This is a genomic window from Actibacterium ureilyticum, assembly GCF_002285435.1.
GTDB classification, from domain to species: domain Bacteria; phylum Pseudomonadota; class Alphaproteobacteria; order Rhodobacterales; family Rhodobacteraceae; genus Actibacterium_C; species Actibacterium_C ureilyticum.
Map to the genome: position 1 here is coordinate 1 of NZ_NSBT01000036.1, position 15,646 is coordinate 15,646.

Genomic DNA, 15,646 nt, shown 5'->3' on the forward strand with positions numbered 1-15,646 from the left:
CGCCCGTCAGTCCAGAAACGCCTTTTCGACCACGTATTCGGCGGGCTTGGAATTGGCGCCCTCGGTCAGGCCATAGCCTTCGAGCAGCTCCTTGATCTCCAGGTTGAAGGCCAGGTTGCCGCAGACCATCGCGCGGTCGGTTTCCGGGCTCAGTGGCGCGACACCCAGGTCGGCGAACACCTCGCCCGCGCGCATCAGGTCGGTGATGCGGCCCATCTTGGGGCTCTGCTCGCGGGTCGTGGTGGGATAGTACCGCAGCTTGTCGGCGAAGCCCTCGCCGATCAGCTCGGCCAGCATCTCATCGCCGCGGATTTCGTCGATCAGCGCCGCGCCATAGGCCAGCTCGCCGACCTCGCGGCAGGTGTGGGTGATGATCACCTCGTCATAATCGGTAAAGGTCTGCGGGTCGCGCAGCAGGCTCGCGAAGGGCGCAAACCCGGTGCCAGTGGCAAAGAGCCACAGCCGCTTGCCCGGCAGCAGCGCGTCATGGACCAGCGTCCCCACGGGCTTGGGCCGCAGGATGATCTGATCGCCCGGCTGGATATGCTGCAACCGGCTGGTCAGCGGGCCGTCTTGCACCTTGATCGAGTAGAATTCCAGCTCCTCATCCCAGGAAGGCGAGGCGATGGAATAGGCCCTGAGCAGCGGTTTCTGCTTGCCGGTCTTGGGGTCGGGATCGCCCATCAGACCGATCATCACGAACTCGCCCGACCGGAACCGCAAGGAAGCGGGCCGCGTCACGCGGAAGGAAAACAGCCGGTCGGTCCAGTGTGTCACCGCCGTCACGGTTTGCGCATCGGGCAGGGTGGGCAGGGCGCGGGCGGCACCCGCGACGGGTCTTTGATCGGTCATGGTCTCTCTCGGATTTATTTTGCTCAGGCGCTGCCGCGCAGGCGGTTCTGATAGCTGTGGCTTTGCCAGTTGGCGCGGGATTCCCACAAGGGCCAGGGCTGGCGCGCGGCCAGATCGTCCGAGATCTCGACCTCGTCAAAGCCCGACCGGCGCGCCATCGCGTATTGCTCGCACAGCACATGGCCGCGCGCGCGCAGCCGCCCCTGATAGCCCAGCAGCCGCAGCCGCTGCGCCAGGGTGAAACCGCGCCCATCGGCCGAGGACGGGAAATCGATCCGGATCATGTCGATCCCGTCGGTCAGCGCGCCCAGCAGCGCCGGATCGGTGTCGGACGGCAGGTCGAGCCCCACCACCGAACGGTCCTTCACTTCGGCCAGCGCATCCAGCGTGGCAAATGCGCCCGGCCATTCGTCGGGCGCGAACCCGGTATCGGTCACGATGATGCTCATGCCGCGTCTCCTTTCGGCAGCGGGCCGCGCACGACCTTGCCGTTGATGAAATGAATCCCGCATTCTTCCTTGTCTTCGTCGCGCCAGCGGCCCGCGCGCGGGTCCTCGCCCGGGGCGACCTTGCTGGTGCAGGGGGCGCAGCCGATCGACGGATAGCCCTGCGCCACCAGCGGATGCCGGGGAAGGCGGTTGTTGATCATGTAATCCTGCACGTCCTGCGGCGCCCAGTGGGCCAGCGGGTTGATCTTGATCCGCCGGTCGCCCTCGTTCTCGAAGAAATCGAGCGCGGCACGGGTCGAGCCCTGAAACCGTTTGCGTCCGGTGATCCAGGCGTCGAACCCCTCCAGCGCGCGCTCCATCGGTTCGACCTTGCGCAGGTTGCAGCAGGCATCGGTGCTTTGGCGGTGCAGCAGCCCGTCGGGGTCATGGGCGGCCAGCGCGGCGGGGCGCGCGCGGATCACCCGCACATCGGTCAGGCCCAGCTTTTCCGACACCTCGGTCTGGTATTGCAGCGTTTCGGGAAACAGCATCTGGGTGTCGATGAACATCACCGGAGCCGACCGGTCCAGCACCGACAGCATGTGCAGCAGCACCACCGATTCCGCGCCAAAGGACGACACCAGCGCGATGCGCCCGACCTGGGGGTCGGTCAGCGCACGTTCCAGCACCGCCTTCGCCGCGTGGTTGCGATAGCGCTCGTTCAGATGCGCGACGCGTTCCGCGACAGGGGCAAGGGGGGCTTCAAGCGGCATCTTGTTCGGCCACCCTGTCGTAAAGCGCCGATTTGAAGGGCGCCATGCCCAGCCGGCGATAGGTTTCCAGGAAGGTTTCGCCCGCATCCGCGCGGTGTTCCAGATAGGCGTCGACCAGCCGTTCGATAGCGGGCACGATTTCATCGGCTGGGAAACCCGGGCCGGTGCGCGTGCCGATCTCGGCAGTTTCGGTGCCGTCGCCACCCAGGGTGATCTGGTAGTTCTCGACGCCCGCGCGATCCAGACCCAGAATGCCGATATGGCCCACATGGTGGTGGCCGCAGGCATTGATGCAGCCCGAGATCTTGATTTTCAATTCGCCAATCTCGTGTTCCAGCTTCAGCTCGTCGAACCGCGTGGCGATCTGCTGCGCGATCGGGATCGACCGGGCGGTCGCCAGCGCGCAATAATCCATGCCGGGGCAGGCGATGATATCCGACACCAGCCCGACATTCGCCGCGCCCAGCCCGGCGGCCTTGAGCCGGGCAAAGACCTGCGGCAGGTGGGATTTGTGCACATGCGGCAGCACGACATTCTGTTCGTGGCTGATGCGCAACTCGTCATGGCCGAATGCCTCGGCCAGATCGGCCAGCACGCGCATCTGCTCGGCGCTGGCATCGCCCGGCGTGGCGCCATGGGCCTTTATCGACACGGTCACGATGGCATAGCCCGGCTGGGCATGCGCGGACAGGTTGGTATCGGCCCAGGACCGGAACACCGGATCGGCGTCATAGGCGGCCTGATAGGCATCGACGGGCGCGTCGATGAAATCGGGACGGCGGAAGCGGCTGTTGATTTCGGCGAACAGCTGCTGGTCGATCCCGTCGAAGGCCGCGCGGCGCTTGACGAATTCGGCCTCGACCAGATCGCGATAGGTGTCCAGCCCGTTTTCATGCACGGTGATCTTGATCCGCGCCTTGTACTTGTTGTCGCGCCGACCCAACAGGTTATAGACGCTGACGATCGATTCCAGATAGGGCAGCAGATCTTCGGGCGGCAGGTGCTCGCGGATGACCTTGCCGATCATCGGGGTGCGGCCCAGGCCACCGCCCACGATCACCTCGAACCCCGGCGCACCGGCATCGTCGCGCACCATGCGCAGCCCGATGTCGTGCGCCTTGGTCACGGCGCGGTCATTCGGCGCGCCGGTGATGGCGATCTTGAACTTGCGCGGCAGGAACTGGAATTCCGGGTGGTCGGTCGACCATTGCCGGATCAGCTCGGCCCAGGGGCGCGGGTCCTCGATTTCGTCCGCGGCGGCACCGGCGAAATGGTCGCTGGTCACGTTGCGGATCGTGTTGCCGCTGGTCTGGATGGCGTGCATTTCCACATCGGCCAGCGCGGCCAGCATGTCGGGCACATCCTTAAGCTTGGGCCAGTTGTACTGGATGTTCTGGCGCGTGGTGAAATGGCCATAACCCTTGTCCCAGCGTTCGGCGATATAGGCCAGCTGGCGCATCTTGGCCGCGTCGAGCGAGCCATAGGGGATCGCCACCCGCAGCATATAGGCGTGCAGCTGCAGATAGAGCCCGTTCATCAGCCGAAGCGGCTTGAATTCATCCTCGGTCAGGGCGCCGTCGATGCGGCGGTCGACCTGATCGCGGAACTGCGCCACACGTTCGCGCAGAAACGCGTCGTCGAATTCGGTATAGTTATACATTGCCTGCCTCCGCCTGCTTGCCATGGGCATAGTTCGAGGGGCCGCGCGTGCGGAACGCCTCGCGGAAATGGGTGGGTTCGGGGCCGTTATCGCCCGCGCGGGCATCGGCCAGATAGGCGCCCACGACGATATCGGGTTGCTGTTCGGCATGCAGAAGGCGCAGTTGCGCGTGGGCCTCGTCCTCGATCAGCTCGGCCTTGTGCATGTGCGGGGTCCACTGGTCGTCGGCGGTCAGCCAGACGGCGTCGCCCTCCAGCAGGTGGTTGGCGGTCACGACCTTGGGGGTGAACTTGCGGCTCATAGCGCCAGCTCCTTCGATGCGAATGTGTTGGTGATGCTGGCCGCCGCGCGCGGGGCCAGCCCGAAAAGGATCACGGCGGGGCCGTTGATGTCGTCCAGCGCGGCGGGCAGTTCCGCCAGGGTGGTGCCCACCACGCGCGTGTCGGGGCGCGAAACGTTTTCCACCACACTGACCGGGGTTGCCGGGTCGGCGCCATGCATCAGCAGCCGCCCCTGGGCGAAGCGCGCGCTGCGTTTGCCCATATAGATCGCGGCAACCTCGCCCGGACGCGCCAGCGCGCGCCAGTCGTGATCGGCGAACCCCTTCATGTCGTGGCCGGTCATGAACCGGACGGCGGTGTTGCGCCCACGGGCCGTCAGCGGCTGGCCAATCTGGGCGGCCCCGGCGGCCGCAGCCGTGATCCCGGGATGGATGGCCCAGGCGATGCCGACCTCTTCCAGCGCGCCGATCTCCTCGTCCAGGCGCGCGAAAACGCCCGGATCGCCCGCTTTCAGGCGCACGACATGGGCACCATTGCCCGCGTGTTCGGCCATCAGCTGGTGAATACGCTCCTGCGGGGTGGACGGGCCGAAGCCTTCCTTGCCGACATCGACCAGCAGCGCCTCACGCCGGGCCAGTTCCAGGATCTGCGGACTGACCAGACGGTCATGCAGCACCACGTCGGCCTTATCCAGCAGCTTGCGCGCCTTCAGCGTCAGCAGTTCCGGGTCGCCCGGCCCCGCGCCCACGAAATCGACACGGCCCGGGCGAGCGGCGGCGGCGTGGTGGTCGAACAACAGCTCGGCCAGGGTGGCGTTCAACGCGGCCTCGCCCTGCTGTTCCAGCGCGCGCGGACCCGCGTCGAAGTAATAGTCGGCCCAGAAATCCCGCCGCTTGCGCCCCATCGGCAGACGGTCGGCCAGCGGGCGGAACAGCTTGCCGATCCGCGCCAGCACACCCAGCTGCTGCGGCAAGCGCGCTTCCAGATCGGCCTTGATCGCGCGGGCCAGCACCGGCGCCGCGCCCTCGGTCCCGATGGCCACGGTCACCGGATCGCGGTCAACGATGGCGGGGGTGATGAAATCGCTGTCGGCCAGGTTATCGACGATATTGGTCAGCACCCCGGCCTCAGCGCCGATGGCCGCGATGCGGGCGTCCTCGACGGTATCCTCGGCCGCGGCATAGATCAGCCGCGCGCCCGCAGCGTCCGACACCTGCAGCCCGCGCGGCAGCCATTCCAGCCGGCCCTGCGCCGCCCAGTCGCGGATCTGCGCGTCGGCGCTGTCGGCAAAGACCCGCAGCCGCGCCGTCGTCTTCAACAACAGGCGCAGCTTCGCGACGGCGGCATCGCCACCGCCAGCCACAAGGATCGTGTGGCCGTCCATCGACAGGTAGATCGGGAAATGCTTCACGTTGGGCTACTCCGGGCTTCAGACCCAGATATAGAACATTCGTCCGTAATTTTGCTATATGGCGGTTTTCATAAGTCCATATGCGCAGATACCACGCAGATATCGGAATAAATTCCCAATCCATCCCAAAACACGGAAACACAGACCCCGGGCAGCGTCCCCTGATGAAACACGGCCTTCGCCCGCGAAATCCCGCATCCGCTGGAACACAGTCACGTTTATGAGAGAATCCCGCCTTAACAACAGGGAAATGCTGGGGCATTCTGCACCGCAGAGAGGCCCCGACACCCAAAAGAGGCGGCTATGCAATATATCGAGAATCGCACCTTCGACGAGCTGCAACCCGGCGACAGCGCCCAGATCGAGCGGGTGCTGACCGCCCGCGACATCGACCTGTTTGCCATCGTTTCGGGCGATGTGAACCCCGCCCATGTCGATCCCGACTATGCCAAGGACGACATGTTCCACAAGGTCATCGCGCATGGCATGTGGGGCGGCGCGCTGATTTCGGCGGTGCTGGGCACCGAATTGCCGGGGCCGGGGACGATCTATCTCGATCAGTCGCTGAAATTCCACCGCCCCGTCGGGATCGGCGACCGCGTGATCACCCGCGTGACCGTGCGCGAGAAACAGGACAAGAACCACGTCATCCTGGATTGCGAATGCACCAATGGCGGCGGGGCGACCGTGATCAGCGGCGAGGCGACGGTGATCGCCCCCACCGAAAAGGTCCGCCGCCCCCGCGCCGAGATGCCCGAGCTGCACATGCACCGCGCGGGCGAAGGCTATGACCGGCTGATCGCCATGACCCGCGCGCTGGACCCGATCCGCACCGCCATCGTGCATCCTTGTGACGAAACATCGCTGGACGGGGCCTGTGCGGCGATGAAAGAGGATCTGATCGTGCCGATCCTGGTCGGCCCCGAAGCCCGCATCCGCGCTGTGGCACAGGAACACGGGATCGACATCTCGGGGCTCGAGATCGTCGATGCCGCCCACAGCCACGATTCCGCGATCAAGGCGGTCGAACTTGTGCGCGCCGCCAAGGCCGAGGCGCTGATGAAGGGTGCGCTGCACACCGACGAGATCATGTCGGCGGTGGTCGACAAGGCGACCGGCCTGCGCACCGAACGCCGGATGAGCCATGTCTTCGCGCTGGACGTGCCGACCTATCCCAAGACGCTGCTGATCACCGACGCGGCGATCAATATCTTCCCCGATCTCGAAACCAAGGCCGACATCGTGCAGAACGCGATCGAGCTGGCCCATGCCCTGGGCACGCCCGACCCCAAGGTGGCGATCCTGTCGGCGGTCGAGACGATCTATCCCAAGATCCCCTCGACGCTCGAGGCCGCGGCGCTGTGCAAGATGGCCGATCGCGGCCAGATCACCGGCGGGACGCTGGACGGGCCGCTGGCCTTTGACAATGCGATTTCCAAGGCCGCGGCCGAAACGAAGGGAATCGTCTCGCCCGTGGCCGGGGACGCCGATATCCTGATCGCACCGGATCTGGAGGCCGGCAACATGATCGCCAAACAGCTGATGTATCTGGCCGGTGCGGAATCCGCCGGCATCGTGATGGGCGCGCGGGTGCCGATCATGCTGACCAGCCGCGCCGACGGGCGGCTGTCGCGCATCGCCTCGGCGGCGCTGGCGCAACTGGTGGTCCGCCACAAGACGGCCGCCGAATGAGCGACGCGATCCTTGTCCTGAACGCCGGGTCGTCGTCGGTCAAATACGCAATCTTCGGCGCCGCGCCCGGCGCCGATGCCCTCACCCACGGCCAGATCGACCGGATCGGCCAGGGCGCCGTCTGGCACCCCGAGGACCACCCGGCCGAGCCGCTGCCGCTGCCCCATGACGCCGGGCACAAGCCGGTGCTGACCTGGCTGACCGACCGGCTGCGCGCCGATGCCAGCGACCTGAACGTGGTGGCCGCGGGCCACCGCGTGGTGCATGGCGGGCGGGATTTCGGCGAACCCTGTGTCGTGACGCCCGCCGTGCTGGACGGCATCCGCGCATTGTCGCCCCTGGCCCCCGGCCACCAGCCTCACAACATCGCGGGGATCGAGGCGTTGCAGACGGTCTGGCCCGACATCCCGCAAGTGGCCTGTTTCGACACCGCCTTTCACCGCACCCAGCCGCGTCTGGCGCAGCTTTTCGCCCTGCCCCGCGCCCTGACGGACGAGGGCGTGCTGCGATACGGGTTCCACGGGCTCAGCTATGACTATATCGCCAGCCAACTGCCCTCGGTGCTGGGCGCACGGGCCGAGGGCCGCGTGATCGTCATGCATCTGGGCAATGGCGCCAGCGCCTGCGCCATGGTGAACCGTCACAGCGTGGCGACGACCATGGGCTTCACCGCGCTGGACGGGCTGATGATGGGCACGCGCTGCGGCGATATCGACCCCGGCGTGCTGATCCACCTGCAACGCACCCACGGCTATGATGCGGACGGGCTCGAGACACTATTGGGCAAACACTCCGGCCTGAAGGGGGTTTCCGAGCTGAGCAGCGACATGCGCGACCTGCTGGCCAGCAAAACGCCCGAAGCCGCCGAGGCGGTGGCACTTTTTGCCTATCGCGCCAGCCTGTCGGTCGGATCGCTGGCCGCTGCGATGGGGGGCCTCGACGCGCTTGTCTTCACCGCCGGGATCGGCGAGCATTCCGCCGAGGTCCGCGCGCTGGTGGCTGACCGCTGCGGCTGGCTGGGCCTGTCGATCGACGCGGACGCCAACGACCGGCATCAAACACTGTTTCACACCGCCGAAAGCGCCGTTGCCGCCGCCGTCATCCCCACGAACGAGGAACTGGTCATCGCCAATCGCACGCGCACGCTGGTCGCGGCTGGTTGAGCACGCGCGCCGCCCGGTCTAAAACACCCCATGCCGATTGCCCTGCCCGACCTGGCCGCCCTGACGGCGCTGGAATTCGACGAGATCATCGATGCCCGATCCCCGGCGGAATACGCCGAGGATCACATCCCCGGCGCTTTGAGCCTGCCGGTCCTCAGCGACGATGAACGCGCGCGGGTTGGCACGATCTATAAACAGCAAAACCCGTTTGCCGCGCGCAAGCTGGGCGCGGCGCTGGTCGCCCGCAACGTGGCGCATCACCTGGACACCGTGCTGGCCGACCGGCCCAAGGGGTATCGCCCTCTGGTCTATTGCTGGCGCGGCGGGCAGCGGTCGGGGTCGTTTGCGCTGATCCTGCGCCAGATCGGCTGGCAGGCCGAAACCATCGACGGCGGCTATCGCAGCTATCGGCGGCTGGTCAATCAGGCGCTCTATGACACACCGTGGCCCAGCCCGGTGATCGTGCTGGACGGCAATACCGGCACCGCCAAGACCGACCTGCTGGCGCTGTTGGCCGCGCGCGGTCAACAGGTGATCGACCTGGAGGGGATGGCGAACCACCGCGGTTCGCTCTTCGGGGCGATGGCGGGCGGCCAGCCCGCGCAAAAGGCGTTCGAAACCCGGCTGGCCATGGCCGCCACCGCGCTCGATCCCACCCGCCCCGTGTTGGTCGAAGCGGAATCGAGCCGCGTGGGCGAACGCAGCCTGCCACCCAGCCTGTGGCAGGCGATGTGCGCCGCCCCCCGGATTATGGTCGACGCGCCCCTGCCCGCCCGCGCAGCGTATCTGGCGCGGCGCTATACGGATGTCACCAATGACCCCGCGCGGCTGGCCGCGACCCTGCAGGCGCTGGCGCCACGGCATTCGGCCGACCGTATCGACCACTGGCGCGCGCTGGCCGAACAGGGCGCCTTTGCGGATCTGGCGGGCGCGTTGATGGGCCACCACTACGACCCCCTCTATGCCAAGCAGCGCGGACGTTATGCCGACCGGGTAAAGGCCACGGTGACATGCGACGGGCTGGCCCCCGACGATCTGGATCGGCTGGCCGACCGGATCGCCGAACAGGTGGCGCGGCTTAGCGGATCGTGATCGTGCCGGTGCCGGGCTGGCACGCCCCGATCTGCACCGCATCGACACCGGCGGCCTGAAGATCCCGAAGCGTTTGCGCCGCCTGATCCGCCGGCACGGCGGCCAGCAACCCGCCCGCCGTCTGCGGATCGCAAATCAGCGCGGCATCCCCCGCGCCTATCTCGCCGATCACATGTTGCAGCGCCTTTTCGTTTTCCGGGGCAAGCGATGAGCGCACGCCATCTTCGGCCAGCGCCCGCGCGCCCGGCAGGACCGGCAGATCAGCCAAAGACAGCTCTGCCGACAGGTGCGAGGCCCGCAGGATCCCCAGCAGATGCCCGGCCAGACCATAGCCCGTGATATCCGTCATCGCATGGGCCACAGGCGCCAGCACCGCCGCCGCCGGGGATTGCGACTGCCCCAGCCGGTCCAGCGTTTCGGCCACGACGCCACCCGTGGCGCGGCCCTGCATCTCGGCCGCGAAAACGATGCCGCTGCCCACGGGCCGGGTCAGGATCAGCGCATCGCCCGCACGCGCGCCGTTCTGGCCGATGGGGGCCGCATCGCGATGGCCGGTAATGGTGAAGCCCACCATCAGCTCGGCCCCCTGTGCGGTGTGGCCACCGATGATATCCACGCCCTCACCCGTGAAGATCTCCGACGCACCCTGCAACAATTCGCGCAGCATGTGCTGTTGCAGGCGCGGGTGCATCCGGGGCAAGGTGACCTGTGCCAGCGCGACCTGCGCCGTGGCCCCCATCGCCCAGATGTCGCCCAGCGCATGCACCGCCGCGATCCGACCCAGCACAAATGGATCGTCCCAGAAGGCGCGGAAATGATCGGTTGTCATCACCTGAAACCCTTCGCCCGTGCGCAGGATCGCCGCATCGTCGCCGGGGCCGGTCAGAACCTCGGCCCGTTTCGGCGCGGGCAGGCTGGCCAGTGCCCCGCGCAGCGCATCGGCGCCGGGCTTGGCCGCGCAGCCACCGCAGACGGGCTGGCCATCGCCCATCGCCTGTGCCACGCCCAGCGCGGCACCCTCCGGCGCAGGCGGCGGCGCCATCGGGCGCATATCGCGGAACTGGTCCATGAACCGCCGGTCGATCCGGTCCTTCCACTTCCACAGCCAGCGCCCTTCGAGCCTGAGGCCGAACTTGTCGGCCACAGCGCGCTGCCGCCCGGTCGAGATCAGCTTCAGGTAATCGCGCTGCGGGTGATAGTCGCGCCGCGTGCCGCCGGTCAGATCGGCGCGCAGGTTGTGCAGCAGAACGGGCGCCTGCCGCACCGCATAGACCCCTGCCTTGGGGCGCGGGGCATGGGCCATATGCGCGCAATCGCCCACCGCATAGATCGCTGGATCGGTGATGCTGGACAGGTCCGCGCCCACGGTGATGAACCCGTCGGTCAGATCCAGCCCGGTTTCGGCCAGCCAGCCCTGCGGCCGCGCACCGGCGGCACCGATGACCAGATCGGCGCGCAATTCGCGCCCATCCTGCAACCGCACGCCATCGGCCAGCACCGCAGCGATGCGCGCATCGGTGTGCAGCGTCACCGCGTGATGGTCGAGCTGCGCCAGCAGCGCCCGGCGCGCCCCCGCCCCGATATCGCGCAGGGCGGTCGGCCCAGCCTCGACCAGATCCACCTGGCCTTTGACGCCCGCCTTGGCCAGCCGATGGGCGGCGGCCAGCGACAGTTCGACCCCCGCAACACCCGCCCCGATCACCAGAACGCGGGGCGATGCGCCGGCGGTCGCCACGAACCCCTCCCACCGGTCGGCAAAGGCGCCCAGCGGCTTGGCGGGCACGGCGAATTCGGTGAACCCCGGCAGATCGGGCAGGTCCGATGTGATGCCGATATCGACCGCAGCGATGTCATAATGGATATCGGCATGGCCCGGCACGGTGATCAGCCGCGCTTCCCGGTCGATCCCCGTCGCCCGCCCCAGCACCAGCCGCGCGCCCGCAATCCGCGCCAGCCGCACCAGATCGATCTGCAGATCCGGCTGGTCGTAATGCCCCGCGACCATCCCCGGCAACATCCCCGAATAGGGCGCGGTCGGCCCGGGGTTGATCAGCGTCAGCCGCACCCCCGGCACCGGCTTCATCGCCCAGGACCGCAGCACCAAAGCGTGTGTGTGCCCGCCACCGATCAGGACCAGTTCGCGCGTCAGGGGGATGTCGGGTGTCCTCATGCCGTCTGCCTGTCACTCATATCCGGTCATTTCAAGATAGCCGCGCCCGCTATGGCTGCCGCCGATGCGCACCGGCCCCTCCCAATACGGGAAAAGCGTGTCCATCCAGGCGTTTTCGTTGACCGCCCGCAGGGTCAGGTCCAGATCCCGCTCGGGCAGTTCCACCCGCCAGCCCACCGGCATATCCCGCCCCGCAACCTGCGCGCGGTCCAGCGGCGTCATGCGCAGCGCCCCGTCGCCAAACGGCGCCACCGTCCCATCCGCCCCGATCCACGTGCCCGAGGTATAGGCCCCGCCGCCGGTATCGCGCAGCTGAAACCCCATCAGCTTCGCCCCATCGTCCAGGTGGAGCGAGATCCAGTCCCACCCCGCCTGATCCGCCGACAGGGGCTGCGAAGACCACTCGCGATCCAGCCACGCGGTGCCGGTCACGGTCACATCGCCATCGGGCAGGGTCAGGGTGCCCGTCACGGTGTAGTGCGGCTGAGAGTAATAGTACGACGCCTGCCCCTCGGGCGATTTCTGTGAATAGCCGTCGCGGCCCTGCAAAACCAGCGGCGCATCGGCTTTCAGGCGCAGCGCATAGGCGAAATCCTCGCCGGTCGCTTTCAGCGTCAGGTCCTGTAGCCCCTGCCCCGGCGCGCCGCGCATTTCCCAATCGTCGATCCAGGCGGCAAAGGGCGCGGCGCGCACGCCCGCCTGCCCCACCCCGCCCCGGCCCATACGCTCGGCCACATGATGGGTGTCCGGCGTGGTCACGGCTGCATGGGCCAGCCACAGCTGCGGGTCCTGCCAGCCGGGCCGTGTTTCGGGCGCGATGGCGGACCGGAACAGCGTCCATTGCACGCCCAGATCGCGGCCCGAAGCATCGGTCAGATTGGCGGTCAGGTACCACCATTCGATACGGAATGCGGGGTGTGCGCCGTGGTCTTCGGGGAATTGCAGCGCTGTGCCTTCGACCGGCAGGGCAAAGCCCTCCTGCCCCGTGCCCAACCCGGCGAAGCCCTGCGTGTGGCCCCAGGCGGGCCAGAGCGTCAGCAGCAGGATCAGGATGCCCCTAACGCTCATGCGCGAAGACCCCCAGCAATCGGGCCGGTTGCAGCCGTGCCAGCCGCCACGCGGGCCAGGCCGCCGCCGCGCCACCGGCCAGCAACGCGATCCCGCCCAGCAGCAGCCAGTCGCGCGGGAACAGCCCCATCGGCAATTCCCACCCAAAGGCCGCGACATTCACGATCTTCAGCAGCACCCAGGCCAGCAGCAACCCCACGGGCAGGGCAAAGATCATCGTCAGCGCCGTCAGCAACACCGCGCGCAACAGCTCCAGCCCCGCCAGATGCCGCCGCGTGACCCCCACGCCCCAGACCGGCGCGAGCTGCGGCAGGCGCATCGCCGCCAGCGTCAGCTGCGCGGTCAGGATCGCAAAACCCGCAACGCCCAGCGTCAGTACGCCCAGCGCGCCGGTCACGGCAAAGGTCTGTTCGAACACCCCCAGCGAGAACGCCTTGATCGCCGCCTGATCGGTGATCTGATCGGGCGACAGGCCCAGTTCGTCCTGCATCGCGCGGCGCAGATCATCCGCGCGATCGGGCGCAATGCGGATGCCGTGGCGCAACTTCGGCACATCGGGGAAATGGGTGACCAGCGTATCGACCGACACGATCACCTGCCCCAGCGGATTGCCGTAGTCAGAGTAAACCCCCGCGATGGTCAGCGGCGCGGGCAGGCCTGCAACCGACAGCGGATCGCCCACCGACAGCCCCGCCCGCCGGGCCAGCTGCTCGTTGACCAACAGCGCATCGCCCATGGCCAACCGGTCCCACACATCGGACGTGGCATCCAGCAAGGGCCAGTGATCGCGATAGGTCGCGTGATCGGCCACGCCATAGACCGCCACCGGCCGCCCAGCGGCCTGCGCGGTCACGTCCCAGATGGGCAGGACGGCATCAGCGCGGGGCGCCAGCCAATCGCGCAGCGCGGCGCCCTGTGCCTCGTCGGCCGCGGTCACATACAGCTCGGACGCCAGGCGCTGGTCCAGCCAACCGGTAAAGGTCTGGCGAAAGCTGGACACCATCGTGGTCACGCCGACATTCGCCGCCAGCGCCAGCAAAAGCGCCATCAGCGCCAGCGACAGCCCCGGCAATTGTTGCCGCGTATCGGCCCAGAACCAGCGCAGCATCGCGCGGTCGCCCAGACGCTCGGCCAGCGCCAGCAGCGCGGCCAGCAACACCGGCAACAACAGCGCCGCCGCCAGCAGAAGCGCCGCCAGCATCGCAAACCCCGCGATCAGCCCCTCTGCGCGCCATGCCAGCCCGATCCCCGCCAGCGCCAGCAGAATTGCCACCAGCCCCTGCCACCGCAGCGAGCGGACCGAGGCGCGCAGCCAAGCCCGTGGTTGCGCCGGGGCCAGCACCGGCAGCCGCGCCAGCCGCCACAGGCTTTGCCCCGATGCCAGCGCCACCCCGGCAAAGGCCATCGCGAAGCCCGCGCCCCACCATTGCGGACGCAGCGCCAGTTCCCCCGACACCGCCGCGCCATAAAGCCCCGACAGGGTCGCGGCCACATCCGGTAACAGCCAAGCCGCGATCAGGTATCCCAAAACCATGCCCGCGCCCGCCGCGACCAGGGTCAGCAGCACAATCTCGGCCAGCAGCATCGTGATCAGGTCGCGCAGCGGCACGCCCAGCGCGCGCAGTGTGCGAAACAGCGGGCGGCGCTGTTCGAACGCCAATCCGATGGCCCCGTGCACGATGAACAGACCCACGGCAAAGGACAGGAAGCCGAAAGCCGTCAGGTTCAGGTGGAAACTGTCGGTCAGGCGGGCCAGATCGTTGCCCGCATCGGGGGCCTGACGGGTCAGATCGGGGGCAAGATCGCCCAGCGGGGCCTGCACCAGCGGCTGCACCGGATCGACCAGCAGATAGGATATCTGCCCTTCCCGCCCCAACAGGCCCTGCGCGATGCCGATATCGACCATCACCAGCCCCGGCGCCAGATCCGGGACGGGGGTCAACGGCGGCAGGCCCGGTGTGTCTTTCAGCAGGGCAATCGTTTCCGGCGCGGCATAGCCCAGCCCCGGCGGCGTGATGAAATCCTGGATCGGCAGGCCCTGCCCGATCTGCGCCGGGGCGCTGCCCATGGGCAGGGTGGACGGGTCGATCCCCAGCACCCGCACATCGCCCTGCCACATGCCCGACAGAACCGGCGACACGCGCCACCCGCCCCGCCGCAGCACGACATATGTCTGTTCGGAAATCACCGCATCGGGGGGCGGCACCAGACGCTCCAACCGGTTCTGGCCCAGCACCCGCGCGGCATCGTCATAGCTCGCCCGTGCCTGGGCGTTGATCGCCTGCACGCCCGACCACAGCGCGGTCGCAATGGCCAGACCCAGGAACAGGCTCAGCCCCTGCAACTTGTGGCGCCGCCAATGCGACAACAGCGCCTGCAACACCGCCCGGCGCATCAGGCGACCCTGCCGCTGGACAGGTGCAACCGCCGATCCATGCGCGCGGCCAGCTTTTCGGAATGCGTCACCATCAACAGCCCGGCGCCCGCATCGGCCACCAGATCCAGCATCAGGTCCATGACCGCCGCGCCGGTCGCCTCGTCCAGGTTGCCGGTGGGCTCATCCGCCAGGATCAGCGCCGGTGCCCCCGCCAGCGCGCGGCCGATGGCCACCCGCTGCTGCTGCCCGCCCGAAAGCTGGTCGGGATACCGGTGCAACAGGTCCGCCAGCCCCAGCCGGTCTGCCAGAGTGGCGATCCGGGCCGCATCCAGCCGCCCCGCCATCCGCGCCTGAAACGCCAGGTTGGCCGCCACATCCAGCGACGGGATCAGGTTGAATTGCTGGAACACGATGCCGATGGCATTGCGCCGCATCCCGGCACGGCCGCTGTCGGATTGCGCGCCGATATCGGCGCCATCGATCCGGATCTGGCCCTGATCGGGCCGGTCCAGCCCGGCGCAAAGATGTAGAAGCGTGCTTTTGCCGCTGCCGCTTTCCCCGGTCAGCGCGACGGTTTCGCCCGCGGCCAACCTCAGGCTGACACCTTGCAGGACCTGTACCTTGGCCGGATCGGTCCCGAAACTCTTGGCGACCTGATCGACTTCCAGCAACATGCGCA

At 67.8% G+C, this 15,646-nt stretch carries 13 protein-coding genes; 3 read left to right on the forward strand and 10 right to left on the reverse strand.

Annotated features, from left to right (window positions below; translation table 11 throughout):
• Nucleotides 1-6 precede the first annotated feature (6 nt).
• Genes CLM60_RS12280 through cysG form a run of 6 tightly spaced genes read right to left on the reverse strand, consistent with a single transcriptional unit; the run spans nt 7 to nt 5,405 of the window.
• Nucleotides 7-852 (reverse strand): ferredoxin--NADP reductase, encoded by an 846-nt coding sequence (locus tag CLM60_RS12280; protein WP_095589437.1) that lies wholly within the window; start codon nt 850-852, stop codon nt 7-9.
• A 23-nt stretch (nt 853-875) separates the two neighbouring features.
• Nucleotides 876-1,301 (reverse strand): DUF934 domain-containing protein, encoded by a 426-nt coding sequence (locus tag CLM60_RS12285; protein WP_095589438.1) that lies wholly within the window; start codon nt 1,299-1,301, stop codon nt 876-878.
• Complete coding sequence (locus CLM60_RS12290) at nt 1,298-2,053, reverse strand: phosphoadenylyl-sulfate reductase (protein WP_095589439.1); 756 nt, start codon at nt 2,051-2,053, stop codon at nt 1,298-1,300. The genes CLM60_RS12285 and CLM60_RS12290 overlap by 4 nt, the downstream gene beginning before the upstream one ends.
• On the reverse strand, nt 2,043-3,713 hold the full coding sequence (locus CLM60_RS12295) for a nitrite/sulfite reductase (RefSeq protein WP_095589440.1): 1,671 nt from the start codon (nt 3,711-3,713) through the stop codon (nt 2,043-2,045). Before CLM60_RS12295 ends, CLM60_RS12290 begins: the two co-directional genes overlap by 11 nt.
• Complete coding sequence (locus CLM60_RS12300; RefSeq protein ID WP_095589441.1) at nt 3,706-4,014, reverse strand: DUF2849 domain-containing protein; 309 nt, start codon at nt 4,012-4,014, stop codon at nt 3,706-3,708. Before CLM60_RS12300 ends, CLM60_RS12295 begins: the two co-directional genes overlap by 8 nt.
• Nucleotides 4,011-5,405, reverse strand: coding sequence for a siroheme synthase CysG (gene cysG, locus CLM60_RS12305; protein WP_095589442.1), 1,395 nt, complete (start codon nt 5,403-5,405; stop codon nt 4,011-4,013). Before cysG ends, CLM60_RS12300 begins: the two co-directional genes overlap by 4 nt.
• A 303-nt stretch (nt 5,406-5,708) precedes the next feature.
• On the opposite strand from cysG, the gene CLM60_RS12310 reads away from it, so the two are divergent.
• From CLM60_RS12310 to mnmH, 3 genes are read left to right on the forward strand one after another with little or no spacing between them, the layout of a single operon-like run.
• On the forward strand, nt 5,709-7,097 hold the full coding sequence (locus CLM60_RS12310; protein WP_095589443.1) for a bifunctional enoyl-CoA hydratase/phosphate acetyltransferase: 1,389 nt from the start codon (nt 5,709-5,711) through the stop codon (nt 7,095-7,097).
• Nucleotides 7,094-8,260 carry an acetate/propionate family kinase gene (locus tag CLM60_RS12315; protein ID WP_095589444.1) on the forward strand — a complete coding sequence of 389 codons (1,167 nt, stop codon included), beginning with the start codon at nt 7,094-7,096 and terminating at the stop codon, nt 8,258-8,260. Before CLM60_RS12310 ends, CLM60_RS12315 begins: the two co-directional genes overlap by 4 nt.
• Before the next feature lie 30 nt (nt 8,261-8,290).
• A complete protein-coding gene (mnmH, locus tag CLM60_RS12320; protein ID WP_095589445.1) occupies nt 8,291-9,352 on the forward strand; it encodes a tRNA 2-selenouridine(34) synthase MnmH in 1,062 nt (353 codons plus the stop codon).
• Here mnmH and selD read toward each other — a convergent pair.
• Genes selD through CLM60_RS12340 form a run of 4 tightly spaced genes read right to left on the reverse strand, consistent with a single transcriptional unit; the run spans nt 9,339 to nt 15,641 of the window.
• Nucleotides 9,339-11,522: a selenide, water dikinase SelD gene (gene selD, locus CLM60_RS12325; protein WP_095589446.1), complete on the reverse strand. Its 2,184-nt coding sequence runs from the start codon at nt 11,520-11,522 to the stop codon at nt 9,339-9,341. The genes mnmH and selD overlap by 14 nt on opposite strands.
• A gap of 12 nt (nt 11,523-11,534) precedes the next feature.
• Entirely contained in the window at nt 11,535-12,590 is a 1,056-nt protein-coding gene (locus CLM60_RS12330; protein WP_095589447.1) for a lipocalin-like domain-containing protein, read from the reverse strand.
• Nucleotides 12,580-14,985 carry an ABC transporter permease gene (locus CLM60_RS12335; protein WP_095589448.1) on the reverse strand — a complete coding sequence of 802 codons (2,406 nt, stop codon included), beginning with the start codon at nt 14,983-14,985 and terminating at the stop codon, nt 12,580-12,582. The genes CLM60_RS12330 and CLM60_RS12335 overlap by 11 nt, the downstream gene beginning before the upstream one ends.
• Entirely contained in the window at nt 14,985-15,641 is a 657-nt protein-coding gene (locus tag CLM60_RS12340) for an ABC transporter ATP-binding protein (protein WP_095589449.1), read from the reverse strand. The genes CLM60_RS12335 and CLM60_RS12340 overlap by 1 nt, the downstream gene beginning before the upstream one ends.
• Nucleotides 15,642-15,646 lie beyond the last annotated feature (5 nt).